At 49.5% G+C, this 25,091-nt stretch carries 27 protein-coding genes, 1 tRNA gene and 1 pseudogene; 11 read left to right on the top strand and 18 right to left on the bottom strand.

The features are described from left to right. The first annotated feature begins 162 nt into the window (after positions 1-162). A complete protein-coding gene (gene matP, locus ABVN44_RS10230; RefSeq protein WP_000877172.1) occupies positions 163-615 on the top strand; it encodes a macrodomain Ter protein MatP in 453 nt (150 codons plus the stop codon). A gap of 71 nt (positions 616-686) precedes the next feature. On the opposite strand, the gene ompA is transcribed toward matP, so the two are convergent. Further along, positions 687-1,739, bottom strand: a complete 1,053-nt coding sequence (gene ompA, locus ABVN44_RS10225) for a porin OmpA (protein ID WP_001670727.1) — start codon at positions 1,737-1,739, stop codon at positions 687-689. Between the two features lie 357 nt (positions 1,740-2,096). Continuing rightward, the gene (sulA, locus tag ABVN44_RS10220) at positions 2,097-2,606 is read right to left on the bottom strand and encodes an SOS-induced cell division inhibitor SulA (RefSeq protein ID WP_000288732.1); all 510 of its coding nucleotides are present in this window, start codon (positions 2,604-2,606) and stop codon (positions 2,097-2,099) included. Between the two features lie 216 nt (positions 2,607-2,822). On the opposite strand from sulA, the gene ABVN44_RS10215 reads away from it, so the two are divergent. Beyond that, positions 2,823-3,428, top strand: a complete 606-nt coding sequence (locus tag ABVN44_RS10215; RefSeq protein WP_023231422.1) for a TfoX/Sxy family DNA transformation protein — start codon at positions 2,823-2,825, stop codon at positions 3,426-3,428. Here ABVN44_RS10215 and yccS read toward each other — a convergent pair. Continuing rightward, on the bottom strand, positions 3,415-5,568 hold the full coding sequence (gene yccS / locus ABVN44_RS10210) for a YccS family putative transporter (protein WP_000950881.1): 2,154 nt from the start codon (positions 5,566-5,568) through the stop codon (positions 3,415-3,417). The two genes, ABVN44_RS10215 and yccS, sit on opposite strands and share 14 nt — an antisense overlap. An 18-nt stretch (positions 5,569-5,586) precedes the next feature. Beyond that, entirely contained in the window at positions 5,587-6,033 is a 447-nt protein-coding gene (locus ABVN44_RS10205) for a YccF domain-containing protein (protein ID WP_001261222.1), read from the bottom strand. 123 nt (positions 6,034-6,156) lie between these two features. On the opposite strand from ABVN44_RS10205, the gene helD reads away from it, so the two are divergent. Beyond that, complete coding sequence (gene helD, locus ABVN44_RS10200; RefSeq protein ID WP_393954262.1) at positions 6,157-8,211, top strand: DNA helicase IV; 2,055 nt, start codon at positions 6,157-6,159, stop codon at positions 8,209-8,211. 35 nt (positions 8,212-8,246) lie between these two features. On the opposite strand, the gene mgsA is transcribed toward helD, so the two are convergent. Both mgsA and ABVN44_RS10190 read right to left on the bottom strand, forming a co-directional pair. Continuing rightward, positions 8,247-8,705: a methylglyoxal synthase gene (gene mgsA / locus ABVN44_RS10195; RefSeq protein ID WP_000424187.1), complete on the bottom strand. Its 459-nt coding sequence runs from the start codon at positions 8,703-8,705 to the stop codon at positions 8,247-8,249. Positions 8,706-8,799: 94 nt separating this feature from the next. Next, on the bottom strand, positions 8,800-9,462 hold the full coding sequence (locus tag ABVN44_RS10190; RefSeq protein WP_000847736.1) for a DUF2057 family protein: 663 nt from the start codon (positions 9,460-9,462) through the stop codon (positions 8,800-8,802). Between the two features lie 173 nt (positions 9,463-9,635). Here ABVN44_RS10190 and ABVN44_RS10185 point away from each other — a divergent pair, with 173 nt between their 5' ends. Continuing rightward, a complete protein-coding gene (locus tag ABVN44_RS10185; protein WP_001537782.1) occupies positions 9,636-10,049 on the top strand; it encodes a CoA-binding protein in 414 nt (137 codons plus the stop codon). A gap of 44 nt (positions 10,050-10,093) precedes the next feature. On the opposite strand, the gene hspQ is transcribed toward ABVN44_RS10185, so the two are convergent. Together hspQ and rlmI are read right to left on the bottom strand one after the other, a co-directional pair. Next, on the bottom strand, positions 10,094-10,411 hold the full coding sequence (gene hspQ / locus ABVN44_RS10180; RefSeq protein WP_000561983.1) for a heat shock protein HspQ: 318 nt from the start codon (positions 10,409-10,411) through the stop codon (positions 10,094-10,096). A 57-nt stretch (positions 10,412-10,468) separates the two neighbouring features. Continuing rightward, positions 10,469-11,680 (bottom strand): 23S rRNA (cytosine(1962)-C(5))-methyltransferase RlmI, encoded by a 1,212-nt coding sequence (rlmI, locus tag ABVN44_RS10175; protein ID WP_000140480.1) that lies wholly within the window; start codon positions 11,678-11,680, stop codon positions 10,469-10,471. Positions 11,681-11,894: 214 nt separating this feature from the next. Between rlmI and ABVN44_RS10170 the strand changes: the two genes are divergently transcribed. From ABVN44_RS10170 to yccX, 3 genes are read left to right on the top strand one after another with little or no spacing between them, the layout of a single operon-like run. Then, complete coding sequence (locus ABVN44_RS10170; protein WP_000859417.1) at positions 11,895-12,443, top strand: YbhB/YbcL family Raf kinase inhibitor-like protein; 549 nt, start codon at positions 11,895-11,897, stop codon at positions 12,441-12,443. Positions 12,444-12,468: 25 nt separating this feature from the next. After that, complete coding sequence (locus tag ABVN44_RS10165) at positions 12,469-13,248, top strand: helix-turn-helix transcriptional regulator (protein ID WP_000548082.1); 780 nt, start codon at positions 12,469-12,471, stop codon at positions 13,246-13,248. A 48-nt stretch (positions 13,249-13,296) separates the two neighbouring features. Beyond that, on the top strand, positions 13,297-13,578 hold the full coding sequence (gene yccX, locus ABVN44_RS10160; RefSeq protein ID WP_023231790.1) for an acylphosphatase: 282 nt from the start codon (positions 13,297-13,299) through the stop codon (positions 13,576-13,578). On the opposite strand, the gene tusE is transcribed toward yccX, so the two are convergent. Together tusE and yccA are read right to left on the bottom strand one after the other, a co-directional pair. Next, complete coding sequence (gene tusE / locus ABVN44_RS10155) at positions 13,575-13,904, bottom strand: sulfurtransferase TusE (protein ID WP_023231789.1); 330 nt, start codon at positions 13,902-13,904, stop codon at positions 13,575-13,577. The genes yccX and tusE overlap by 4 nt on opposite strands. Before the next feature lie 86 nt (positions 13,905-13,990). Next, positions 13,991-14,650 carry an FtsH protease modulator YccA gene (gene yccA / locus ABVN44_RS10150; RefSeq protein WP_000374046.1) on the bottom strand — a complete coding sequence of 220 codons (660 nt, stop codon included), beginning with the start codon at positions 14,648-14,650 and terminating at the stop codon, positions 13,991-13,993. A gap of 394 nt (positions 14,651-15,044) precedes the next feature. Here yccA and ABVN44_RS10145 point away from each other — a divergent pair. Continuing rightward, positions 15,045-15,132, top strand: a tRNA-Ser gene (locus ABVN44_RS10145). Positions 15,133-15,268: 136 nt separating this feature from the next. On the opposite strand, the gene pipA is transcribed toward ABVN44_RS10145, so the two are convergent. Both pipA and pipB read right to left on the bottom strand, forming a co-directional pair. Beyond that, on the bottom strand, positions 15,269-15,949 hold the full coding sequence (gene pipA, locus ABVN44_RS10140) for a type III secretion system effector protease PipA (protein ID WP_000938180.1): 681 nt from the start codon (positions 15,947-15,949) through the stop codon (positions 15,269-15,271). A gap of 221 nt (positions 15,950-16,170) precedes the next feature. After that, entirely contained in the window at positions 16,171-17,046 is an 876-nt protein-coding gene (gene pipB / locus ABVN44_RS10135) for an SPI-2 type III secretion system effector PipB (RefSeq protein WP_023231788.1), read from the bottom strand. 649 nt (positions 17,047-17,695) lie between these two features. On the opposite strand from pipB, the pseudogene ABVN44_RS10130 reads away from it, so the two are divergent. Beyond that, positions 17,696-18,017, top strand: a pseudogene (locus tag ABVN44_RS10130) (hypothetical protein). Positions 18,018-18,026: 9 nt separating this feature from the next. Here the strand turns inward: ABVN44_RS10130 and sigE are convergent. Then, on the bottom strand, positions 18,027-18,368 hold the full coding sequence (gene sigE, locus ABVN44_RS10125) for a type III secretion system chaperone SigE (RefSeq protein WP_000444723.1): 342 nt from the start codon (positions 18,366-18,368) through the stop codon (positions 18,027-18,029). 16 nt (positions 18,369-18,384) lie between these two features. Continuing rightward, positions 18,385-20,070 carry an SPI-1 type III secretion system effector inositol phosphate phosphatase SopB gene (sopB, locus tag ABVN44_RS10120; protein ID WP_023231787.1) on the bottom strand — a complete coding sequence of 562 codons (1,686 nt, stop codon included), beginning with the start codon at positions 20,068-20,070 and terminating at the stop codon, positions 18,385-18,387. Positions 20,071-20,401: 331 nt separating this feature from the next. Here sopB and ABVN44_RS10115 point away from each other — a divergent pair, with 331 nt between their 5' ends. After that, positions 20,402-20,572 carry a YlcI/YnfO family protein gene (locus ABVN44_RS10115; protein WP_001111006.1) on the top strand — a complete coding sequence of 57 codons (171 nt, stop codon included), beginning with the start codon at positions 20,402-20,404 and terminating at the stop codon, positions 20,570-20,572. Here ABVN44_RS10115 and ABVN44_RS10110 read toward each other — a convergent pair whose 3' ends face one another. The 4 genes from ABVN44_RS10110 to hprR all read right to left on the bottom strand — a co-directional run bounded on the left by ABVN44_RS10110 (position 20,573) and on the right by hprR (position 24,471). After that, entirely contained in the window at positions 20,573-20,683 is a 111-nt protein-coding gene (locus tag ABVN44_RS10110; protein ID WP_000174815.1) for a hypothetical protein, read from the bottom strand. It lies immediately after the preceding gene. A 108-nt stretch (positions 20,684-20,791) separates the two neighbouring features. After that, entirely contained in the window at positions 20,792-22,261 is a 1,470-nt protein-coding gene (locus ABVN44_RS10105; protein WP_020898652.1) for a C69 family dipeptidase, read from the bottom strand. 172 nt (positions 22,262-22,433) lie between these two features. Further along, a complete protein-coding gene (locus ABVN44_RS10100) occupies positions 22,434-23,798 on the bottom strand; it encodes a heavy metal sensor histidine kinase (protein WP_023216403.1) in 1,365 nt (454 codons plus the stop codon). Continuing rightward, the gene (hprR, locus tag ABVN44_RS10095; RefSeq protein ID WP_023231786.1) at positions 23,791-24,471 is read right to left on the bottom strand and encodes a response regulator transcription factor HprR; all 681 of its coding nucleotides are present in this window, start codon (positions 24,469-24,471) and stop codon (positions 23,791-23,793) included. The genes ABVN44_RS10100 and hprR overlap by 8 nt, the downstream gene beginning before the upstream one ends. Before the next feature lie 135 nt (positions 24,472-24,606). Here hprR and hiuH point away from each other — a divergent pair, with 135 nt between their 5' ends. Then, on the top strand, positions 24,607-25,017 hold the full coding sequence (hiuH, locus tag ABVN44_RS10090; RefSeq protein ID WP_000833188.1) for a hydroxyisourate hydrolase: 411 nt from the start codon (positions 24,607-24,609) through the stop codon (positions 25,015-25,017). Positions 25,018-25,091: the final 74 nt, after the last annotated feature.

Raw genomic sequence — 25,091 nt, 5'->3', positions numbered from 1 at the left:
TAAAAGGGGGGATTATAGCCTAACCCGTCACGCTGCACACGCGGAAAGCGAATGCAAAGTAATATGAAGACGTGTAACCATTCACAGGTTCGAGATTCTTTTCTTCAGATGGCTAAAAAACTGATATTCTGATAACAGTTACACGGTAACATTGGGATCGCAATGAAATATCAACAACTTGAAAATCTTGAAAGCGGTTGGAAATGGAAATATCTGGTGAAAAAGCATCGCGAAGGGGAGTTGATCACCCGCTACGTGGAAGCCAGTGCTGCCCAGGAAGCCGTCAATTTGTTGTTGGCCCTCGAAAATGAACCGGTGCGGGTAAACGTCTGGATAGACAGGCATATGAATCCTGCCTTGCTTAATCGGATGAAACAAACCATTCGGGCAAGACGCAAACGACACTTCAATGCGGAACATCAGCATACGCGCAAAAAATCTATCGATTTAGAGTTTATGGTCTGGCAGCGTCTGGCGGGCCTTGCGCAGCGACGCGGTAAAACATTATCCGAAACGATAGTGCAACTGATAGAAGACGCGGAGCATAAAGAGAAATATGCCACGCAAATGACCACGTTAAAGCAGGATTTACAGGCGTTATTAGGCAAGAAGTGACGCTGAAAGGCGTTGTCATCCAGACCAGAGCAAAAAACCCCGCGACGCGGGGTTTTTTATCAGACGGAAACTTAAGCCTGCGGCTGAGTTACCACGTCTTTAACGCCTTTAACTTCGATCTCTACGCGACGATCCGGAGCCAGGCAATCGATCAGGGCAGCGCGAGGTTTCACGTTGTCACAGGTGTTGCCGGTAACCGGGTTAGATTCGCCCATACCACGTGCGGAGATTTTGTCAGACGGAATACCTTTGGAGATCAGGTAATCAACAACAGACTGAGCACGTTTCTCGGACAGACCCTGGTTGTAAGCGTCAGAACCGATACGGTCAGTGAAGCCCAGAACGACAACGGAACCGTCTTTCGGATCCAGGTTGCTCAGCTGGCTGTACAGCTGATCCAGAGCCTGCTGGCCTTCCGGCTTCAGGGTAGATTTGTTGAAGTTGAACAGTACGTCAGACTTCAGAGTGAAGTGCTTGGTCTGTACTTCCGGAGCCGGTGCCGGTGCCGGAGCGACTACCGGAGCAGCTTCTTGCTGGCCGAAACGGTAGGAAACACCTACGCTCAGCAGGCCGTTGTCCGGACGGGTGCCGATGGTGTTGGCATCACCGATGTTGTTAGTCCACTGGTATTCCAGACGGGTTGCGATTTCAGGGGTGATGGCATACTCGATACCGCCCGCGAATACCGGGGAAACGCCGGTGTCGTGGTCTTTAGTAGACGGGCCGCCAGGGACGTTAGACTTGGTGTCTGCACGCCATACCATACCACCCAGACGGGTATAAACGTCCAGATCGTCAGTGATTGGATAACCCAGTTTAGCGGTCAACTGAACGCCCTGAGCTTTATAAGCGCCATTGATGTTGTCGCCTTTGTACGGCATACGGCCTAACCAGTCGTAGCCCATTTCAAAGCCAACGTACGGGTTAACCTGGTAACCACCAAAAGCACCTGCGCCCAGTTGGTTTTCATGAGTCGGGCCATCATTGTTAATGAAGCCGGTGTCATGGTACTGAGACCAGCCCAGTTTAGCACCAGCGTACCAGGTGTTATCTTTCGGAGCGGCCTGCGCTACGGTAGCGAAACCAGCCAGTGCCACTGCAATCGCGATAGCTGTCTTTTTCATTTTTTGCGCCTCGTTATCATCCAAAATACGCCATGAATATCTCCAACGAGATAACACGGTTAAATCCTTCACCGGGGGATCTGCTCAATAGTTACTCTACCGATATCTACGGCTTATGCTGAGCACCCCTGGCGATGTAAAGTCTACAACGTAGTTGGAAACTTACAAGTGTGAACTCCGTCAGACATGTGAAAAAAACATGACGGATATACACATCATTTAACAGTTTCAGATGATAAATCGTACAGCAAAAATTGCGGAAACCGCTTCTGACAAGCGTTCTCGCAAAAAAAACGTTAGCACTCAAAGGAGATACGTTCGCGTAAAAAAAAAGTCCAGGATAAATCCTAATTTTACTTAATGATACAAATTAGAGTGAATTTTTAGCCCGGAATGCTGTCTCCTGGGTAAAGCGTGTGCACGTACAGGGCGCATGATAAACCCTACCGCATTACCTACCTTCGCTGCTTCAACCAGGCTGGCATGTTCTTCTTCTGTCAGTTCTTCAGTCATCCAACCAATTACCACGCTGTAATTTCCTGTACGCAAAGCGCGGATCATCGACTCCAGCGTATGACGAGGCGCAAGCTGGCTAATTTGCATCACTTTCGTTAATGGCAAACCTGAAGACTGTACCCATTCACGGCTGAGCTTTTGCTGCGGCGTGAGCCAGAGCTGCCAGCGTGATTGTTGGCCTAACTGACGGAGTAAAGGCAAAAGCAGGAGTTGCGCCATCATGGGCTGGTCTTCGTGGTAGACAACTTCGCTGACCAGTCCTGCCGCGGCATTTTCCGTAGCGGTGCGCGCAGCGTTGTGGGTAGTGGTAGGAAATGACGAAGAACGATTTGCATAACCTGAAGTGTACATAATCAATCCAGCCCTGTGAGTTACTGTATATTCATACAGTACCCCTGTGGCGATGAAAGATCAACTCTATTTTCGGAAACTGTCTCGCAATTTTTATTCTTAGTGGCGCCAAAAATAAAAATCATCTTGCTCGCGGAGTATAAGTTGCCTATTTTCGTCATTAACGGATCCGTTACTGCAAATCATTCTTTTACTTTATGATTTAAAAGGAATTTTATGAGAGCACTCTCTTATGACAGGATCTATAAATCGCAAGAATATTTGGCCTCTTTGGGGACGATCCAGTATCGATCTTTATTCGGTAGCTATAGTCTGACCGTGGAGGATACCGTCTTTGCGATGGTGGCTAATGGCGAGCTTTATCTCCGCGCCTGTGAAGAAAGCGTACCCTACTGTGTGAAGCATCCTCCCGCCTGGCTCATGTTTATGAAGTGTGGACGTCCCGTTATGCTCAACTATTACCGGGTGGATGAAAGCCTGTGGCGCGATCAGCAGCAGCTGGTGCGTTTATCGAAGTATTCTCTTGACGCGGCAATGAAGGAAAAACACAGCCGTATTTTACAGCACAGACTCAAAGATCTCCCCAATATGACCTTCCATCTGGAAACATTGCTCAATGAGTCAGGGATAAAGGACGAAAATATGTTACGCATACTGGGCGCGAAAATGTGCTGGCTAAGGTTGCGACAAAGCAATCCCTTGCTGACGGTGAAAGTTTTGTATGTCCTGGAAGGCGCAATTGTCGGCGTACATGAAGCGGCGCTCCCGGCGAGTCGTCGCCAGGAGCTTGCCGACTGGGCTCATTCGCTTACGGCTGGGTAATTAATGTAGAAGTCGGCGGTGAAATTTGCCGTTGCAAGCGTCCAATCTCGGGCAGTAAGGCAATGAGCAAACCAATTTGTTGAACAACCAGAGGTTCTTTGCTGTCCGGACGTGTTTCCAGCGACTGAACTCGCTGCTTTAAACCCTCCAGCGCCTGGTGTACGCGCTGTTCGTCTTCAGGTTGATGATGGAGCGCATCATCAACGTAGCAGACCGCGTCATCCAGAAGCCCCAACACGTCCGGATTACTGAGCTTTTCGCGGTGCGCGCCGAGGGCGGAGATATAGCTGGTAAAAGTGTGATTGAGGCAAAGCAGCCTGAACGCCGCCTCCCGGGTTTCAGCCGTGACGTCGGGTTCGCTCGACATATTAGAAACCACGGATGCCAGTTCTGCATCGCGGTTGTGCGCGTCGCGTCTGGCAATGCGATAGGCCAGGCGGTTATCCCGTCCCTGGTGATATTGCTCAAGGATCGCATCAAGGTAGCGGCAATTAGCATCGGTGGCGCGCTGGAGTACCCGGGGAAGGTTACGAAAGCGCCAGTCCGGCCAAATAAAGCTGACCGCAGCCCAGGCGATAGCGCAGCCAATTAACGTGTCGACGACGCGCGGTAACGCTACCTCAAAGCCTTCGCCCAGGAGGTTAAAGCAGAGTAATACCAGCAGGGTGATGAACATCGTCGCATGGGCATACTGCACATTACGGAATGCGAAGAAAAGCACGCCGGTAATCACCAGCAGAACTAACTGTCCTTCAAGCGAAGGGACAAACCATAAAATCGGCAGGCCGATCGCAACTCCTACCAACGTACCGATAATCCTGAGCGCAAGGCGATGGCGGGTCGCGTTATAGTTAGGCTGACAAACGAACAGGCTGGTGAGCAATATCCAGTACCCGTGGCGCATCCCGGTAATTTGGATGAGAGCATAACCGATGCACAATACCAGTGACATGCGTACCGCATGGCGAAAGAGAGCGGACTCCGGGGTAAAATTACGGCTCAGACGCAGCCAGATGTCGCTAAACCCGTGCAGGCTATCATCAGCCAACTGGTTTTCTGACTCATTGCGCGGCATTGCCTGGGCCTGCTCCGACTCGATCGTCGCCAGTTGCGCATCAATGGCGCGTAGGTTGGTTAATAAGAACCCAAGCGTATTTAACAGCTCTAAAGAAGCGCCGCTGGCGCGCATACGTTCAAGCGCGGCGTCAATGTGGGTAAAGACGCGTTCAAAGCGCGGATCATGCTGGTACGGCGTACGCAGTAAGATACAGCGCGCCAGCTGCGTACAGGCCTGCGCCTGCATCGACATCAGACGTTGAAAGCGGAACATGACGTCGCTATGGCGAAAATAATCGCGCAGCGTCTGGTATTGAATATGCGAAGAACTGGCGCGTTCATGAATATCCTGCGCCACAAAATAGTAATGGAGGGTGCGGCGCGTACCGCGTTGACCGCGATCGCCGCGCAGGCGAGTCAACAACGACACTTTCGTTTGGTTTAGCGTCGCCATTAACTGCCCGTTCGCTAACGCTAAATCATAGAGCGGCGCCTGGCTTTCATCTTCAATATCAGGATCAAACAGACGTGATTTCAGTTCCAGATAGTGCGCTAACTGTTCGTAACTGCGTGCCAGATTATCCTGCAACGGACGGATCGGAAATAGCAGATGCCCGGTTAGCGTCAGTAGGTTATACCATACTGCGCCTGCCAGCAGGAGCAGTGGTTGCTGATACCAGTGGTCGTATAGAGAGGTACCCAGCATCGTATAGATGGCAATGAGTAACGCGCCGAACGCGATGGTGGCATAGCGTTGCCCTAGTCCTCCCAACAGAATAAATCCGCTGGTGGATAACGTTAAGCCCAACGCAAATAGCCACGGCCAGGGAAAGAGCAGCTCAACAGAAGCCGACGCGATAAAAAAGCAAATTAAGGTAATGATTAAATTACGCAAGCGTCCGGCAAGGCGGTCGTCGAGATCGGTTAGCGCCGCGGCAACCATACCGAGCGTGAGCGGGATGGTCAGTTTGACGTCGCCCAGCCACCAGGGCAGGGCGGTGGTGCCGCACAGAGCGATAAAAATGCGGATGTAATACAGCCAGGTACTGTTCCAGGTATAACGGCGAATCAACGGACTTAACATAAAGGCTATTTGTCCCGATCATTCAAAACGGCGGCGCGCGTTAGCTTCTCGCGCGGCGCGAGCGGTTTCTACAGAGACGACGCGGCGACCGACAGGCCAAAGCGCAATCGCGGCAATTTTAAAGTTCGCAATACCGACAGGTATCCCGATGATAGTGACACACTGCGCGATACCGGAGGCAATGTGCATCAGGCATAGCCACCAGCCGAAAAAAAGTAACCAGAAAATATTCAGCAAGGTACCGCCAGTATTCATTAATACGCTTTTCGCCGCCGGATTAAGTTCGTCAACGTGAATGGCTTCATTACCGTAAGGGAACAGGGACAGTTTGGTTATCTCCCAGCAGGAGCGGGTCAACGGCAGGGTAAAAATAAGCACAATACTGACCAGCGTCGCCAGCAGCCAGGCCAGCGTAGTGGCAAAGCCGCCCAGTACAAAGTTTAAAATATTCAGAACGGTACGCATAAACCCTCAGTTCATTCCGGTTTTCTATCACTGCGGGCAATTGTAACGTTTTTTTAGACTGGAGCACGTTTTCTCTGGCGGTTACACTGATAAGCACATCTTTACGTCTGGATTCGCTGAGTCATGGAACTGAAAGCAACTTCTCTTGGAAAACGTCTGGCGCAACACCCGTATGATCGTGCCGAGATCCTCAACGCTGGGGTGAAAGTGTCTGGCGACAGGCATGAATATCTTATTCCATTCAATCAGTTATTGGCGATTCACTGTAAGCGTGGGCTGGTATGGGGCGAGCTGGAGTTTGTCCTGCCGGAGGATAAAGTTGTGCGTTTGCACGGTACCGAGTGGTCGGAAACCCAGCAATTCCATCGCTATCTGGACGCGCACTGGCGTCGCTGGAGCCAGGAGATGAGTGATGTCGCCGCGCAGGCATTACAAGAGCAATGGGCGCGTATTAGTGAGCGAACGGGCGAAAACCAATGGCTTACCCGTGAACGCGTTCGGGGGCTGGAACACGAAATTCGCCAGACGTTTGCCGCCTTGCCGCTGCCGGTCTCACGTCTGGAGGAGTTTGCTCACTGTCGCGAGATATGGCGTAAGTGTCTGGCATGGTTACAGGATAGCGAGGGAAGTCGGCAGCAGCATAATCAGGCGTATGCTGATGCCATGCTGGAAGCGCATGCCGACTTTTTTACGCAGATAGAATCTTCTCCGCTTAATCCTTCCCAGGCCAGGGCGGTGGTTAACGGCGAATCATCGTTACTGGTACTGGCGGGCGCGGGAAGCGGTAAGACCTCGGTGCTGGTGGCGCGCGCGGGTTGGCTGTTGGCGCGCGGACAAGCAGATGCGGGGCAAATTCTTTTACTGGCGTTTGGTCGCAAGGCGGCAGAGGAGATGGATGAGCGTATCCGCGAGCGCTTACATACGGAAGAGATTACTGCCCGTACGTTCCATTCGCTGGCGCTGTATATTATTCAGCAAGGCAGTAAAAAAGCGCCGGTTGTCAGTAAGCTGGAAAGTGACGCCACCGCGCGGCATCAGCTATTTCTGCGCACCTGGCGTCAGCAGTGTAGCGAGAAAAAAGCGCAGGCCAAAGGCTGGCGTCAGTGGCTGGAAGAGGAGATGCAGTGGGCGGTGCCGGAAGGTAATTTCTGGGACGATGAGACATTGCAGCGGCGTCTGGCCCCTCGCCTGGATCGTTGGGTCAGTTTGATGCGTATGCACGGCGGCGCGCAGGCAGAAATGATCGCTGGCGCGCCAGAGGAGTGCCGCGAGCTGTTTGGCAAACGCATTAAGCTGATGGCGCCGCTGCTAAAGGCCTGGAAAAGCGCGTTGAAAGCGGAAAATGCCGTTGATTTCTCCGGGCTGATCCATCAGGCAATAGTGATCCTCGAAAAAGGGCGTTTTATCAGCCCGTGGAAGCATATTCTGGTCGATGAATTTCAGGATATTTCCCCGCAACGGGCGGCGCTGTTAGAGGCGCTACGCAAGCAGAATAGCCAGACTACGCTGTTTGCCGTGGGCGATGACTGGCAGGCGATTTACCGTTTTAGCGGGGCGCAGCTCTCCTTAACGACGGCGTTTCATCAGACGTTCGGCGAGGGCGAGCATTGCCACCTGGACACCACGTACCGTTTTAACAGTCGGATTGGCGATATTGCCAATCGCTTTGTACAGCAGAATCCGCACCAGCTTAAAAAACCGTTAAATAGTCTGACCCCAGGCGATAAAAAAGCGGTGACGTTATTGGATGAAAGCCAGTTGGACGCGTTACTGGATAAATTATCCGGCTATGCGAAGGAAGATGAACGTATCCTGGTGCTGGCGCGCTATCATCATCTGAAACCCGCGAGTCTACAAAAAGCGGCGACTCGCTGGCCGAAGTTACAGATAGACTTCATGACTATCCATGCCAGCAAAGGCCAACAGGCCGATTACGTGATTCTTGTTGGATTGCAGGAGGGTAACGACGGTTTCCCCGCCCCGGCGCGCGAATCCATTATGGAAAGTGCGCTTCTTCCTCAGGTTGAGGATTTTCCGGACGCTGAAGAGCGGCGTTTGTTATATGTGGCGTTGACGCGCGCGCGTGCGCGGGTCTGGCTGCTTTTTAATAAAGATAATCCCTCGCGCTTTGTGGAGGCGCTTAAACAGCTGGATGTGCCGGCGGCGAGGAAGCCCTAAAGCGCGGGCGGTACAGCATCCCGCCCGCGTAGCGGTTATTTCAGGCGCTCGGCCAGATAACGCGCATAATCCGGAATAAGAATATCTACAGCGTCATTAAAATGCGGGGACTGGATGATAAAGTCCGCCGTTGAGACGTTAGTGGCGACAGGGATATTCCATACGGTGGCCAGACGCAGTAGCGCTTTGACATCGGGGTCGTGCGGTACCGCGTTAAGCGGGTCCCAGAAGAAAATCAACACGTCGATTTTCCCTTCTGAAATGAGCGCGCCAACCTGCTGGTCGCCGCCCATCGGGCCGCTCAGCATCGCATTAACGTCCATACCGGTTGCGCGCTGGATCAGATTCCCCGTGGTGCCGGTTGCATAAAGAACGTGTTTTTCCAGCAACGGCTGATGGCGTTCCACCCAGTTCATTAACATCTGTTTGCAGTGGTCGTGAGCAACCAACGCGATATGTTTGCGCGTCGGCAAGGTGCGAGTCGTCAGTTCCATAATTCGATTCCGTAGTTAACCTGTCTACAGATTACTGGAAGCGCTTGATGCTGCAAGAGAAAGACAAAAAAATTGCGCGCTGGGACAACTCATATCAAGAGGGCGGCTGTTTTTCCGCCCATTGCAGAAAATGATGGCGTGTCTGCGGGTCGGCCAGTCGGAACCAATATTTCAGCCGCTGTTCTGTCAGAGTTTGTGATTGCGGCGGTACGGTATCAAGCTCTGAGACGTCGGAAAGTAATGTGCTGTCGTCTGCCATCATCGTGGCGAACTGAGGAAGCGAGGCGCGTTTCGCCGATTTATTATAACGCTCGGTCTCTATTTCATAATCGACCACTTTAGCCGTAGAAGTAATGGCCAGAATATCGAGTTTTACCGGAATGGGCATGGCGTCGCCGTCCAAAAGCGCCAGACGCGGCGCCGCGTTAAAATGCGAGGCTTCGCGCTCGTTTTCCAGCCGCGGGAGCTGGAAATTGACCTGACTTATCAGTTGGGTATCGAAACTTATCACCAGCGGCGGAGAAATATAAAGCCGCTCTTCATTACCGGACAGGCGGATGGTTTTTTCCACCCGGAAAACGAGTTGATGCGGCCCGTTTTCCAGTTCGATGCTCTCTGCGCCGCGTAATAAAGAGCTGGATACCTTTTTGCCGTCCAGCACCAGCAGATCAACCTCATTAGACAAACGGAGCGTTGTGGCAAAAACAGTCACCGGCAAACAGAGAGCAAGGAAGGTGGTTAGCGCGCCGGTTTTCATAAGGTTCTCCTGTCCAAAGGCCGTCTGGCTAATAATGTATCGAAATTTTTCTTAGATCATGTTTACTAACATATAGACATATTTTGGCGTTTTGCTCTCATACATCGGTATGGGATGAATGGTTGCTATGTCAGGTTTGTCGTACACTTTGCAAAACAGCCAGGAGAAAGATGATGAAAGAGACCGATATTGCTGATGTTTTGACGTCCACTCGCACTATCGCGCTGGTAGGTGCGAGCGATAAACCCGATCGTCCAAGTTATCGGGTAATGAAATACCTGCTTGAACAGGGCTACCATGTGATTCCGGTTGCGCCAAAAGTCGCGGGTAAGACATTGCTGGGGCAACAGGGGTATGCCACGCTGGCGGATATTCCCGAAAAAGTCGATATGGTGGATGTTTTTCGCAACTCTGAAGCTGCATGGGGCGTCGCGCAGGAAGCTATCGCCATCGGCGCAAAAACGCTGTGGCTACAGCTTGGCGTGATCAACGAACAAGCGGCGGTACTGGCGCGGGATGCAGGCATGACCGTGGTGATGGATCGCTGCCCGGCGATTGAGATCCCTCGCCTGGGGCTGGCGAAATAAAAGTTTAAATGGCCGGATATCGCTCTCCGGCCTTTTACATACAATCAGTTACGTAGTCGCGGCGCCTGAAGCTGCTTGCGAATGGTACGCGCCAGTTCATCCATCGATGGCTGTTCTGGATGCTCGTCCCGCATTTCGCTTCGCAACTGGGCCTCGGCCAGATAAGTATGCACTGGCTGACCATCATCATCTTCCATTACCACGTGGTACCACGGAGCGGCGCGAAGTTCGTCGTTAACCGCCAGTTCATCAGGCGACGGTTCATCAAGCGAATATTCCGGGTCGATATCGACGACCACTCCGAGGTAACCTAACAGGGAATGGCGGACCTGTTGGCCGATACCGAATTTGCTGGCTATCATAGTCACCTCCCGGGAAATAGATACCCTTTATATGAGGATACTATTCCACTTTTCAAGTTACATGACGCGACAGGCAAACCCTTTCAGATACAGCCCTTCCGGGTAGGTGGCGATCACCGGGTGATCGGCGGCCTGACGGAACTGCTCTATAAATTGTACATCACGACCGGCATCTATTGCGGCATCGGCAATGATTTTCTGAAATAAATCGCTGGTCATCAGTCCGGAGCAAGAGAATGTCAGCAGTATGCCGCCCGGATTGAGCAGTTGAATCGCTAACATGTTAATGTCTTTATAGCCCCGGCAGGCCCCCATTAACTGGCTTTTATTTTCGACGAATTTGGGCGGGTCCATGATGATGACGTCGAATTTTTCGCCGTGTTCACGGTAAGCGCGCAGCAACTTAAACACGTCATCGCGCACGAATTCGGCTTTGCTCAAGTCCAGTTGGTTCAGTTCAACGTTTTGCCTGGCGATATCCAGCGCATCCTGTGAGGTATCCACGCTGACAACCTGGCGACAACCGCCCATTAACGCCGACACGGCAAAACCGCCGGTATAAGAGAAGCAGTTCAGTACCCGCTGATTTTCCACGTAGCGGCGCGTCGCCAGACGACTGTCGCGCTGATCAAGATAATAACCGGTTTTGTGGCCGCCCTGGATATCGACCAGTAATTTCATACCGTGTTCTTCAATTGGCAGAAGCGCAGGCGGCAGTTCGCCAGTGACCGGACCTTGCGTCAGCGCCATCCCTTCTTTTTTCCGCACGGCGACGTCGCTGCGATCGTAAATAGCGCAATCCGGATAGCATGTTTGCAGCGCGCTAATTAATGCGGCGCGTTGATATTCGGCCCCGGCGCTGAGCAGTTGCAGCACCAAAAAATGACCAAAACGATCGATAGTGACGCCAGGCAGGCCATCGGACTCACCGGCGATCAGACGATAGCTATCCAGGCCGTCTTTTTTCGCCAGCCAGTCGCGCCACTGCTGCGCCTGGCGCAGGCGGCGGGTGAAAAACGCAATATCAATGGATTCTGCTTTATCAAATGTCCAGACGCGCGCGCGGATCTGAGATGCTGGCGACCAGGCGCCGCGTGCTAACCACTTTCCCTGATGGTCGACGATATCGATAGTTTCACCGAGGTTGGCTTTGCCTTCCAGGCGGGAGACGGCGCCGGAAAAGACCCATGGGTGGCGGCGGAGTAAAGATTTTTCTCGCCCTTTGCTGAGGACTAAACGGGGATATTGCGGAAATGTAGATTCAGTCATGCGGAGTAACCTCTCACAAACAGTGACGCGAGCCGGATGATAGCTCCAGCCAGGGACCGTGAAAACGAAATGGCGCGTAGGGTAGCACAGATGAGAGAGGCAATCACCAGCGTATGGCGGTGAGCGTTTCTGCACAAAATAGAATCGTAAAGGCACAGTTTCTTCAGCGGGCGCTTTTTATAGTGTTATTTCTTTATATGAAGAAGGAAATACAATGAAAACAGTCTTCTCTTTGACCGCAGCCGCAATGATGGCATTGAGTGGCGGCGTATCTGCCGCATCGGCGTTTAGCCTCAGTAGCGCGGATATTCCGGCGGATTTTCGTTTAACGCAACAGCATGTCTTTAAAGGATTTGGTTGTAGCGGAGAAAATATTTCGCCGCAGCTGAGCTGGCGCAATCCGCCTGCCGGAACCAAAAGCTACGCTATTACCGTCTTCGATCCTGATGCGCCCACCGGAAGCGGCTGGTGGCACTGGACGATGGTGAATATTCCTGCGCAGATTCACGACCTGCCGACGGGGGCTGATAAAAAAACGTTACCCGCTGGAGTGGTGCAGGGACGGAATGATTTCGGTTATGCTGGCTTTGGCGGCGCCTGTCCGCCGCCGGGCGATAAGCCTCATCGCTATCAGTTTACTGTGTGGGCGCTGAATACGGCAACACTGCCGCTCGACAGTGAGTCGAGTGGCGCGTTGGTAGGGTTTATGCTTAACGCGCATGTGATTGCGAAAGCACAATTCACGGCCACATACGGAAGATAAAATAGAGGACGGCACGGTGCAGGAGATGCATATTCGACATCAGGATCTTACGACGGCAGAGGTGCGTTCCAGTCATCTGCACCGTTTGCATCGTGTTACGCTTTTTTCCGCCGCTATCTGCCATATTACGCAGGGCAGTAAAGTCATCATTCAGGATGATAGCCGCCTTGTCGCCGGGCCGGGCGAGTTGATTATTATTCCGGCGAACACGCCGCTGGAGATTATTAATCAGCCTGCGCAGAACGGTTTTCGCTCCGACCTGTTGTTACTTTCACCGGAGATTATTGCTCGCTTTAAAACGATGTACGTTCAGGATTATCCACCGGCAAACCTGACATCGCTGTGTACCCCGATGAGCCGTAGCCTGACATTTATGTGGGAGAACGTGTTGGATGCTGTGCGCCAGGGGTTGCCCGTTGGGCTACAGGAACATCAGGCGATGGGGTTACTGTTAGCGCTTTTACATGATGGCGCGGCGGGACCGCTGCTTATTGAACGGCGTTACACCCTCACGGAGCAGGTGCGGCAACTGATTATGCTCTCGCCTGCTAAGCTATGGACAGCCCAGGAGATAGCCCGCCGTCTTGCTATGGGAACATCGACGCTGCGTCGGCGTTTGCAGCGCGAATCGCAGAGTTATCGACAAATTGTTGAAGAGGTGCGCATGTCCTGCGCGCTTTCTCAACTGCAATCGACGACGCTGCCGATCGGCGAAATAGCGCTACGGTGCGGTTACCTGTCGGGGTCGAGATTTACGGCCAGATTCCGCCAACATTATGGGTGTCTGCCCAGTCAGGTACGTTAAGTATGTCCTGTATGAGCCTCCACCACTGATTATGAAAGGAGAACCATCATGTCGAACGTCTGCATTATCGCCTGGGTTTATGGTCGAGTTCAGGGAGTCGGGTTTCGCTATACCACGCAGCATGAGGCGCAGCGGCTGGAGTTAACCGGCTATGCGAAGAATATGGATGACGGAAGTGTAGAAGTGGTGGCCTGTGGCGACGCGGCGCAGGTGGAAAAACTCATCAAGTGGCTGAAAGAGGGCGGGCCGCGCTCTGCTCGTGTGGACAAAATCCTCACTGAACCGCACAGCCCTCGCGAGACGCTAACAGGCTTCAGTATTCGGTATTAAATACACTTTACCGGTTTGGGCAGGCCGGCGATTTTGGTCGCTTGCTTTGCCGGGCCTTTCGGGAACAGACGATACAGATAACGGCTGTTGCCTTTTTCTTCGCCGAACTTATTCGCCATCGCTTTTACCAGCATTCGGATGGCGGGAGAGGTATTAAACTCCAGGTAAAATTCGCGCACGAAGCGCACCACTTCCCAGTGCTCAGGTGAGAGGGTAATGCCTTCATTTTCCGCAATAGCGGCGGCCAGCGGTTCGCTCCACTGCGTCGTCTCTTTCAGATAGCCTTCGCTATCAGTACTGATTTCTTTACCTTCAAAGATCAACATAACGTTTCACTGCGTAATCAACACGGGCGGCAGTGTAGCAAAAAATAAAGCCCTGCATAAGCAGGGCTGGAAGAGGGGAATGTCGATTAGTCGCGGCTGGCGAAGCCCAGAATGCTGAGCAGGCTGACAAAGATGTTGTACAGCGAAACGTACAGACTGACGGTCGCACGAATATAGTTGGTTTCACCGCCGTGAATGATGTTACTGGTTTCATACAGGATAGCGCCCGAGGAAATCAGGATAAACACCGCGCTAATCGCCAGGTGCAATGCAGGCAGTTGCAGGAAAATATTCGCCACCATACCAATCAGCACGACGACGATCCCGGCCATTAACATACCGCCCAGGAAAGACATATCCTTACGGGTGGTCAGAACGTAAGCGGAGCAGCAGAAAAATACTAACGCGGTCCCACCCAGCGCCAGGCCAATGACATCGCCCATGCCTGCTGACAGATAGGCGTTAAGAATCGGGCCTAGGATATAGCCGAGGAAGCCGGTAAACGCAAAAGCAGACAGGATACCGACCGGCTTATTGGCGGTTTTATAGGTCAGGAACATCAGCCCATACATACCAACCAGCGTCAGAATCAGGCCGGGGGAGGGCAGCATCAGTACCGTACTGGCTGTCGCGGTAATTGCGGAGAAAGCCAGCGTCAGGCTCAACAGAAAATAGGTGTTGCGCAGTACTTTGTGCGTACTCAGTAGCGAGCTACGATCACGCGATGATGTAATGATACGATCCATTAGTCACTCTCTTATGACAGATGTAATTAATAAAGGAGAATAATAAAAACAGTCACTGTCACCCAGTGGTTTTACCCATCTTTACGCATTCGTTTACGTTTAGTTTCCTTAAGAGATTTCAGGTGATTACCGTCGTTAAAACGGTCTTTTCATGCCTGGCGCTACGCCATAAAACAGGCGGCAGCGCCAACCACGCGTTACCGATAAAAAATTGATAATCACAGCGGTAAAACAGTGGGGACGAACAACACGTATTAAGCCCGTTTTTGTGTTGAATAAATGGTCAATGTGCCGCTATTTCAGGCAATTAACGAAATTTTGCCTGTTTTTCACGCAAACGAACACATTCGGTCTTTACATGACGCACCGGGATGTTTATAGTGCGCCTCATTCCGGAAGTGTGGCCGAGCGGTTGAAGGCACCGGTCTTGAAAACCGGCGACCCGAAAGGGTTCCAGAGTTCGAATCTCTGCGCTTCCGCCAGATTAAACAAGGGGTTACCGAAAGGTAGCCCCTTTGTTTTTTAGGCGCTTAGAATATAGTTAGAAAATACTGCCAGAACATTTCCCGAAAAAACGGACTACGCGAGTCTTTAGTTTCTTTTCGTTTCCCGATGTGTCTATTTATTGAAGATGTAGACCATTCTGGGAGGTGAAGGATGCCCCATCTCTTTCAGAATAATGTTGGTATATTCGACAACAGGGCCTCTTGGATGATTTTCTTCTTTATCCTGAAGATGGGTCAGTGCATGTACAACTTCATGAATAAATGAACGTTTTGTGTCAAAAAGTTGTGGTCCTTCGTTACTTTCATAATGTTCGGTATATGAATCATCAGAATCGTCCAGATTGAGACAAATAACTTTCCTGCCTTCTGAAAGTTTGAAGTGTTCCTGAGCCACGGTAGTTTCAAAGGCTTCGCCTGCCCCCAGTAGCCAGCGCTGCTCCACATCATGTAGTTCTTTTTCATATGCGTAATTCATCAGTCTGCGGAATGTTTCGCTTTGGGTATACGCATTTTGAAGTACGGAGGATAGTTCATCGTAGCATTCGTCATAAGTGTCGTCATCAATTTCTGTATCAGGGTCTATTCCACCCGCGCCTGAGATAAGGTACTCCACCACACACTCTGGCTCCAGACGGAATTCACTGTTTATGGCAAGGCTGTCATGAGCAAGGCGTAGCCGTGAGGGGTTTGGTGCATGTTCGGGAATATCGGGGAAAACAGGTGTATCTGCGGTATTTAATCCATATGTGGATACTCCGCTTTGAGGTATTAATCTGTAGGTGACCGGAAGCATAACTTCTTATTTCCTGACTACAATTATGAATTATTTAAATTAAACAATAATAGTGTTTTTAGTTAATGTGCCACATACAGATAACGCTATGATTCAGACAAAGCCAACAAGTAATACGCTGAAAATGTTATTTATAATGAAACTTAGGGGCGGGGTTTATTTAATAAAACAAGGGGGCCTCTGTTTGAATACTTCTTGTTTATAAAATCCCTTTATCTCGACTAAAATATCGGATGGGGGAAAAGAGTTCTATCATTGTAATCCGGGAGTGGAGTAGGGGTATGTTGACTACCTGTCAGATCGGCTCCTGTTAATGCTTTCGCTAAAGTTAGAGCTATCTTATCTAATTTTGCACCATTTAATTTGGTGTCAGTTAAGTCTGAGCCGAATAGAATTGCAGCGGTTAAGTTTACACCGGACATGTTAGCGCAAGTCAGGTCTGCGTGAGTCAGGTTTGCTTTAGTCATGTTTGAACCCATTAGATTTACAGCGTGTAGATTTGCACAACACAAAATTGCACCAACTAAATTTACATTAGAAAGATTTGTTTCACGGAAATCTGCATCAGAAGCATCTATTTCTGACAAATCTTCCCCCTGGAAATCTTTATAAGCCAGGTTTACTCCGCGCAGGTTCAGAAAACCATCCTCGGTTATAAGTGAATCAGGCTGTTGTATATTATGTTTACTCATCAGCTTTAACATTCGACATACATTCCAAAATCTCTCGCTATCAACTTTATCCATTACAGTTTTTCCATTTTTGCTCACTTCAATAATGACCATGGGATCCGTATTTTCGGATGCTGCTCCACATGACAGACATATAGTACACCCGTTGACATCCTCCAGAAATATTTTATTACCATCGAAGAAAGCATCTTTATTTACATATAATAATGATGTGGTCAGTTTTCCAATTACCTCCCGAAAGCATCTTTCATTGCTTCTTCTTACTCCACCACAGGTAAAAAAATTGACAAACCATTCCAGTATACCGCGTGGTGAAGTTGCACTTTTCATTGCTTCTTTCGTACCGGTACCGGCCGCATGCAAATATCTTAATATATTTTCTGGGGACGCGTTAGTTATTGGCATTTTGATTCCTTCTTATGGAAGTGAGTCGATTCCTTATAGGTGTGAGTCAAGTCACATTTATACAAGGAATAATAAAAAAAGATATAAGGTGATTTTTGTATTTAGAGCTTTGGTTGAGTATGAGTAGGTGTCTGGCATCTGACAAGAGGCGATGATATCTGCCATAACGGTGAAGCAGAAGTACTGTCGGGGTCGTTACAATCACCAGCTTAGATATAGAACGCACTAGCTGCGCCTGTAAGTCAGTAATATGATGTTGTAAAAAATCAGGCTGACGTTAATAAAACACGCCAGCCTGAAGTCATATTCAGTTCATCAGGAACTGATGAAACATAATGATCAGAAATACTCTCAATCCTGATATGGTTGTTATAGCTTTCTGTAAAAAATTAACAACCACATACATCACACCAAAAATCTGGTATCTCTATATCTTGTGGCCAGTTATCACACCAGGGTGGGTGAACCCATGATGCGGGGCCTGACGGCCAGCCACCGGAGGCGTGTTTTGTATTATCTGGTGGTGGGGGGGAATCACTGGCAGCCATCGCCGATGCCGAAAAGGCTGTAGCCGACAACACCAGAAGCAATGGTAAAAATATACGATGTCTCATAATATCACCCGTGAATAATCAGATTATCCTTGCTATTGGCTTCCTTCATTTCCAGCATAACTCACGCTTCATCATCATTGAATAAACAATTAAGTTTGTTGAGCGAAAATTTACTTAAAGAAAAAATAATAAGCACTAATATTTTTTTGCAGTATTTCAACTTATAGCAGAATAAATGCGCGTAGATGGCGTAAAAACCTGATGATCAGGAATACTTACACACTAAAAATGCTCCCGCAAACAGAGCGAAATGAGAGAGAGGAACGTTTGCCCCTTACATTTCCACCAAAGATTCTGGTCTTGTCTCTTGTAAAGGGCATACGTATCGCGCTTTATCTCATTAAGAAAGCATGTTGATGTATTAAATTATGCATAACGCTCTTTCAATTGCTTCACGTTAGAAATGAATAATTCAAAACCAGTGAGCGCCTCTTCTTCGGTACTGGTTTGCGGCAAGCGATAAAGCGCCACTAAAGCAGTATTGTCTGCGTCAGCGCCGATAGTGACGGCGCTGGCGTAGTTAAGACGTAAAAAATGCTGCAAAGTCAGAGTGTCGTCAGGCAATGGCATAAAGGGACAGCACATTTCCAGTGTATGATCGGATTCATTAAAATAAACCTGTATCCCATCATCAATGATGAGCAGTGGCTCATCTTCTGGCGCATCCAGGCCTAACGCGGCATATAAACGATTTAATAGACTTTCCATATAGTTACCTCAAGACTCAAGATGTGATTAATGAAGAAATGCCTTTTACTGACTGCCAAATATTTTCATCCCCAATTCGTTTTTGATAGGAAAGATTGAGCACCTCTGGCGATAAATTTTTCAGTACTTTGTTTCCCGCCCCGCCCGTATTTTGTTTCTGAATCTCCAGGTTGCCACTATTCAGTAATACTTTTTGGAAAATTTTCTGTCCACCGCTATCCGGAAGGCTGCCAGGCGCATTTAACATATGGGTCTGATGGAAAGAAATAATCTCTCGCTTGATTTCTGAATCCATCATCCCTGTACGATCTTTGCCGCTTTTACAATTCCAGGCGGGCACCGCGTCAATTTCATGGGCTAACATGGCAAGGCGTTGTGCGAGTTTATAGGGTTCGCCGCCATCTTTATGATGTTGGTTATTTTTCCAGATATCCTTAATCTGGCGTGCTAATGTATTGACGACCTCATAATTATCCGGGTATTGCGCCAGCCATTCGCCAACCCAGCCACCTGGTCTGGCTTCAGGGCGTAAATCATTGCCTAATAACTGATGTAGCGCTTCGGCATTATATCTATCAGATGCCTTAAGGCCAAAGCCGAGCTTGAGCGTCAGCTCATTAACACCCATATTAAATGCGGCGACGTCCGGTTTTATTTTTACCGTCTGTAGATCGCCATCTTTATTGCGGATTTTTAAATGAATCATTTTTCCCGGCTGGGTCAACGATTGCCATGCGCGCATTTGATCCTCGACCATCGTTCCCTCTTTGCCGAAAATATTCGACGCGGTGAGTAACCCGACGGATACCAGTTTCAGGCTTACCGCTTCGCCCGCTAAGGCTCTGTTAAGCAACTCAGGTTTACTAAAAAGTGCCGCAGTTAATACTTCTTTGGCTTTGTTTTCAGCGCCGACCTGACGCAGAAGCGGATCTTTTTCATGATAGGGGGAAAGCACGCCATGACGTATCCCGCAAAAAAGCATTTTATCTTTACCGTCCTCATGCACACTCACCGTGGACATCCACAAATTATTGGCGTGATGAATATTCCTGGTATCCCAACTGCATACGCCCTTTCCCTGATAAGCACTGGGAAAGATATCTTTTGCGCCGATTTTCATCTCTGCGGCAGGGAGCTGCGTGTTGGTATAGTGATGCCCGTTATGCGTGAGTGTATTTTTTATGGTTTGCCAGGGCTGGTTATTAAGCTGCTTGACCTGAGCGTCTCTAAACGCTACTGCCGCAAAGCGATGAGCTTCTTTTGCAGGTAGGCCATTTTGCTGCTGAGTGCGTGCTGCAATAAGTTCGATAAGATTTTTCTTCAATGCTTTTGCCGCAGCTTCTTCTTGTTTTGTTGCTGGCCGGTCCGCTTTAACTTTGGCTAACTCCATTTGGTTTGCCATTGACGTTAGAACCGGGTCTTGTTTACCCAGAACGGTTGCCGCGACGGTAAGAAGATCGCGCTGTAAGTTATAGAGGTCATGCAGAGAGTGGTTAGACGTCTTCTGATGCTGTAGATAATTCCCCCATGTCGCGCCAGGTTCTCGCAGGACAATAATTTCCGGGCGAGCGTCGGGCGCTTTAGCCGGCGCTTTGCCCTGGCCTGAGAGAATCTGCATTCCGTTGTATAAGGTTTTTTGTAGGCTTTTAAAAGCCTCCTGGGTTTTTAGTGAAGCTGAGTGATAGAAGCTCTGTATTTGCATAGCGTTTTTAATATTCCTGAATAGGGGAGTGGGAACATTCAACAGGGTTAACAACCCTTTAAAAGGATGTGACTTTTATGCACCAGGAACTTTAAAAAAATGTCCTTTTTAATGAGGAAACGCTTCTGATCAGGCGGGGAGGCATCCTGACGTCCATACGTAGTGGCGATCATGGGGGAGATCGGTACATCAAATGTTCATAAAATCTACAAACTTCACAATTTAGGGCACAACTTTTATTGAAAACCCACCTTCTTGATTCAGATCAAATTCACCGATTTACTCCTGCGTAAAGTAACGGCGTTACATCAAATGTTATACAGGTGTGTGTATGCCAGCAAAGCCCCGGACAAGTAAGACCGTGACGAAGAATATTCGTTTTTCCTATTCCATGCTTGAACAGATAGAATTCGCGTTGAAATCTGAAAAGACGCGGAATTTTTCAGCATGGGTAAAAGAGGCCTGTCGGGAAAAGTTATGTAACACGGGACATAAGCTGTAGTTATCGTTTTATGCGAGAGGAGGCGGCCATTTTGAAAAGAACAACGTGCTTATATACCTCCTGGGTTTTTGCCGCTTTTGTCTCTCTGCTGATATTTGCCTGGAGTGTCATAAACTATCCTCTCTATGAATCCATAATAATTATTGTCTTTTATATCTGGCTAATTCTGGTGCCGCTTTATCTTATTGTGTATGAGTGGCTAATAGATTGTCATTAAATTTATGGTTGCGTACTTGAAAAGTGATATTTCATATCTGTGCGGTAAGTCATTGTCGTAATAATATTATTGGTCAGGCGACGGGCGAGCGTCTGCGCATTTTGCATCGTTTTATCTTCAAAATTTTGCAGTAAGCGTTGCGCTTCTTTCGGATGCGACGCATATAATCTCAGATAGCTCTGTTCCATCTTATACTGCTGCTTAGCTGTTTGCTGTTCAAATGTTTTCCAGGCGTGTTGCACATCTGGCGCAAACGCATTGTAGTCCTGCATAACCAGCGTTTGCAGCGTGCGGAATGTCCAGTAGGTAGAGTCGTTGCTCGCCCGATCGGTTCCTTTATCATCTCCGGGTTGATAATGACGCATTCCCTGATAATAGGGGAGATAGACGCTAAGAGATGGCATTCCATAGGCGATGTATTCTACGTTACCGATAGCCTGCGGTAATTTCGGTCTGACCTGTAAAATATGCGACTCCTGGGTACGAAAAACGGATATAGGTCGCCATGGTTCTTGTGGATTATGACTGGCATAAGGGTCGTGCGACGTTCCCTGATAGTGATTGCGTAACGCGTTTTTTACTGCCGCCACGCTAATTTTCGTTATTGGCGTTAAAAAAACAGGAAATGTTTTCCCTTCGCTAACGACCGTATCCAGATGCGGATTAAACTGATGTTGTAGCGTCCAGACGCGCGGATAATTATAGGTGGTATCGTTTTTGTTATCCTGCGAATAGGCTTGATGGAAGTCGAATTCGCCGCGGGCCGGATCATATAATCCCTGCTTTTTCGCAAAGCTTACTAACGTTGGTGACGCCATATAATTCGCGTTATCATTCGGATCGTAATGGCGTAAACGTCCCTGATTGGCGGAAACGAAATAGCTATCTGCCGGAAGTCGTACTGCCAGCCATTGATGACCGCTTCCCGTCTCCAGATACCATATCTCTTTGCTATCAATAAACGCGACGCCGAAACCTTCGCCCGCGCCTTTTTGTTCAATAATGTCGCCCAGTAATTTGGCGCCCTGACGCGCCGATTGCGCCACTGGCAGGATCACGGACTCAATGGCGTCTTCCGTGATTCCCGTTTTTGTCACGTAAGGATCGGCAGCCAGCGCCGCTCTGCCGTTGTAAATGGTTTCCGTTGCGCTCATTCCGACGCCCGCCGAATTGAAACCGGCTTCACCCATGGCGTTATCGTTAGTATCAAAGTCATGAATTGCCGTATAGCGCATCGCTGTCTCCGGAAGCGGCCAGCTAAAATTGTTGCGATGTGCTTTATACTCGCCTTGTTGATGAAACGCGACGGGATGAATAACCTTATGCTTGGCGTTATTTGCCGAGCCATCCTCGTTGCGCGCGATAATGAAGGAGCCGTCAGCCGAAGCCTGATTGCCTACCAAAAGGGTAGTACAGGCGATGACTTTACCCATACCCAGCAGCGTAACGGCGAATGCAAGATACTTTTTCATAAAGGTTCCCACTGAATAACGCGTTATGGGATGAATTGACCCTGGATTGGAAACCGAGAAAGTGATCGAGCCAGCAATATTCTTTGCCGGCATCCTTTATTTTCTTTTTATTGAGGTTGTATTGATAACCACAGCCCTGTGGCAGGGAAGGGGAACAGAACCTGTACTGACCTTAGCTATCACCGCTATCAGGCAGACGAACCGAAAAGATATTATGTTCATCGGCATATCGGTAAGATGCCGAGCCACCGTGCAATAGAGCAATCGCATTAACCAACGATAGCCCCAGGCCGAAACCAGCAGTATGGCGGGCATTATCTCCTCGCCAAAAACGCCGGAAAAGCTTATCCGCATCGGCGGGGTGGCTGCCCGGATTAGCGACCCGAATTTCTGCAACGTTATCATCATAAGCGCTTTCAATACGTATCACGGCGTTTTCATCAGAATAACGGATGGCATTCGTCAGCAGGTTTGAGAGCACTCTTTGTAATAATATTTCGTCAGCCCATACCGTTCCCTGACATTGATTTATAAAACAGATGCGCTTCTCCTCGGCAAGGGGGCTAAGATAATCCAGCATATTTTCGACCAGCGCATTGAGCGAAACAGGCTGTTTTTTTACCGCTATATTCTGGTGCTCCGCGCGTGCCAGAAAGAGAATATTTTCTGTCAGTCGCGACAGTCCCTCCAGCTCTTCAATATTATCGACAAGGGCTTGTTGATACTCTTCGGCGCTGCGTTCCTGACTCAGCATCACCTGATTCTTCCCCAGTAAAATATTAACCGGCGTGCGCAGCTCATGCGCCAGATCGTCGGCAAATTGGTTCAGGCGTTCAAAATCATCGGAAAGCTTCTGGCGCATGGTATTTAGCGCTTGTCCAAGCGGCCTGAGCTCAACGGGTAACGCCTGTTCCGCCAACGGCTGGCGAAGTGTGCCGCTATCTGTCGCCGCGGTGAGTCGGCTGAGCGACGTAATGGCCCGCAGCCCGTTTCTGATGACTAATGGACTGAGCGCCGAACAGACGAGGATCGCGATAAGGCTCATCAGCAAACTGTTGCGGCGATATTGCGCCAGCATTTGCCGCCTTTCCGTCGCCAGCCTGGCAATAGTAAGGGTCAGCGGGTCATCGCCGCTTCTGGCGTTTACTCGTACCGCGGTCAGCTCCGTGCCTTGTACCGCCTGGCGAAATAAGGTTTCGCGGGTGATGTTTTTAGCCAGCGGAATCTCGTTAAAGCGTTGGTCGGGGATACCACTATGATTAATCGCAACATTGTGGCCTGTTGCTGAATGGATCAATAAGATATCCTGCTTCGTATCCACCATCCGATTGAAATAGAGCGGCAGATTTTCCGGCCTGGCGCCATCCAGTAACAGTTGCTGCATTTGCGCCGCCCGATTTATTAGCGTCATATCATCCCGATACGTTAATTCTTTGCTCAGCGCGTTATAGAGCGTCCAGCTAATGCCGGTACAGGCGAGGATAAGGATGGCGATAAAAGAAATTGTCAGGCGCAGCGTCATTGATAACTTAACCATTCTGCGACGTTTCCGCCTGTAATCGATAACCCATCCCCCGGACGGTCATAATGAGCTTCTTTTCAAATGGATCGTCTACTTTGGCGCGCAGCCGACGAATCGCGACATCAACGGTGTTGGTTTCACTATCAAAGTTAATTCCCCAAACTTCGCTGGCGATCGCGGTTCGGGGCACGATTTCTCCTGCCCGGGACGCCAGTAACCAGAGGAGCAGGAATTCTTTGCGGGTCAGGGAAATCGGTTTGCCATTTCGTGACACCGATTGCTTTGTGGCATCCATGTCCAGACCATTGATCGTCAGTCGGGTAAAGACCGGGACGTGCTGTCTGAGTTGAGCTCTCACCCGGGCCAGCAGTTCGGCGAAGGAAAAAGGCTTAACAAGGTAATCATTAGCGCCCGCCTCAAGACCTTTGACGCGATCCTCAACCGAGTCGCGCGCCGTCAGGCAAATAACAGGGGACTGATGCGCAGTGCGTAACGCGCGTAAAACCTGCCATCCATCAAGCCCCGGCAGCATAATATCAAGAATAATCAATGAATAATGTTCCTGAAGCGCCAGGTGCAATCCGTCTCGTCCATCACAGGCATAATCAACCACATAGCCTGCTTCCGTGAGTCCCTGACATACCCACTCAATGGTTTTCTGGTTATCTTCAATCAATAAAATCTTCATCAACGCAGTATGCCATAGGCTTGGTAGCGAATCCGTAAATCTCCAACAAGATGACATAATTGTCATGTCCGTGTAAGGTTAATCCTGGACGCGCCAGATATATTTTCCTGCATCAATACCGTAAAGGAGTGAAGCATGAAACGATATATACTGGCTACCGTGATAGCATCTCTTGTTGCAGCCCCGGCAATGGCGCTGGCCGCTGGCAACAATATTCTCAGCGTACATATTCTCGATCAGCAAACAGGCAAACCGGCGCCCGGCGTGGAGGTGGTACTGGAGCAGAAAAAGGATAACGGATGGACGCAATTAAACACCGGGCATACCGACCAGGATGGACGTATTAAAGCACTGTGGCCCGAAAAAGCTGCCGCGCCGGGGGATTATCGCGTTATTTTTAAAACCGGCCAGTATTTTGAAAGTAAAAAACTGGATACGTTTTTCCCGGAGATTCCCGTCGAGTTTCATATCAGCAAAACGAATGAGCACTATCATGTGCCGCTGTTATTAAGTCAGTATGGTTATTCAACCTATCGCGGGAGCTAATTTAGAGCCTATCCCATTAGGGTTATTTTACTTGCCATTTTGGTCCTGGGCAGTGCTCGCCAAAACGCGTTAGC

It is taken from the genome of Salmonella sp. SJTUF15570, from assembly GCF_043357055.1.
Taxonomy (GTDB): Bacteria; Pseudomonadota; Gammaproteobacteria; order Enterobacterales; family Enterobacteriaceae; genus Salmonella; species Salmonella enterica.
This window is presented reverse-complemented; position numbering and strand designations above follow the sequence as displayed.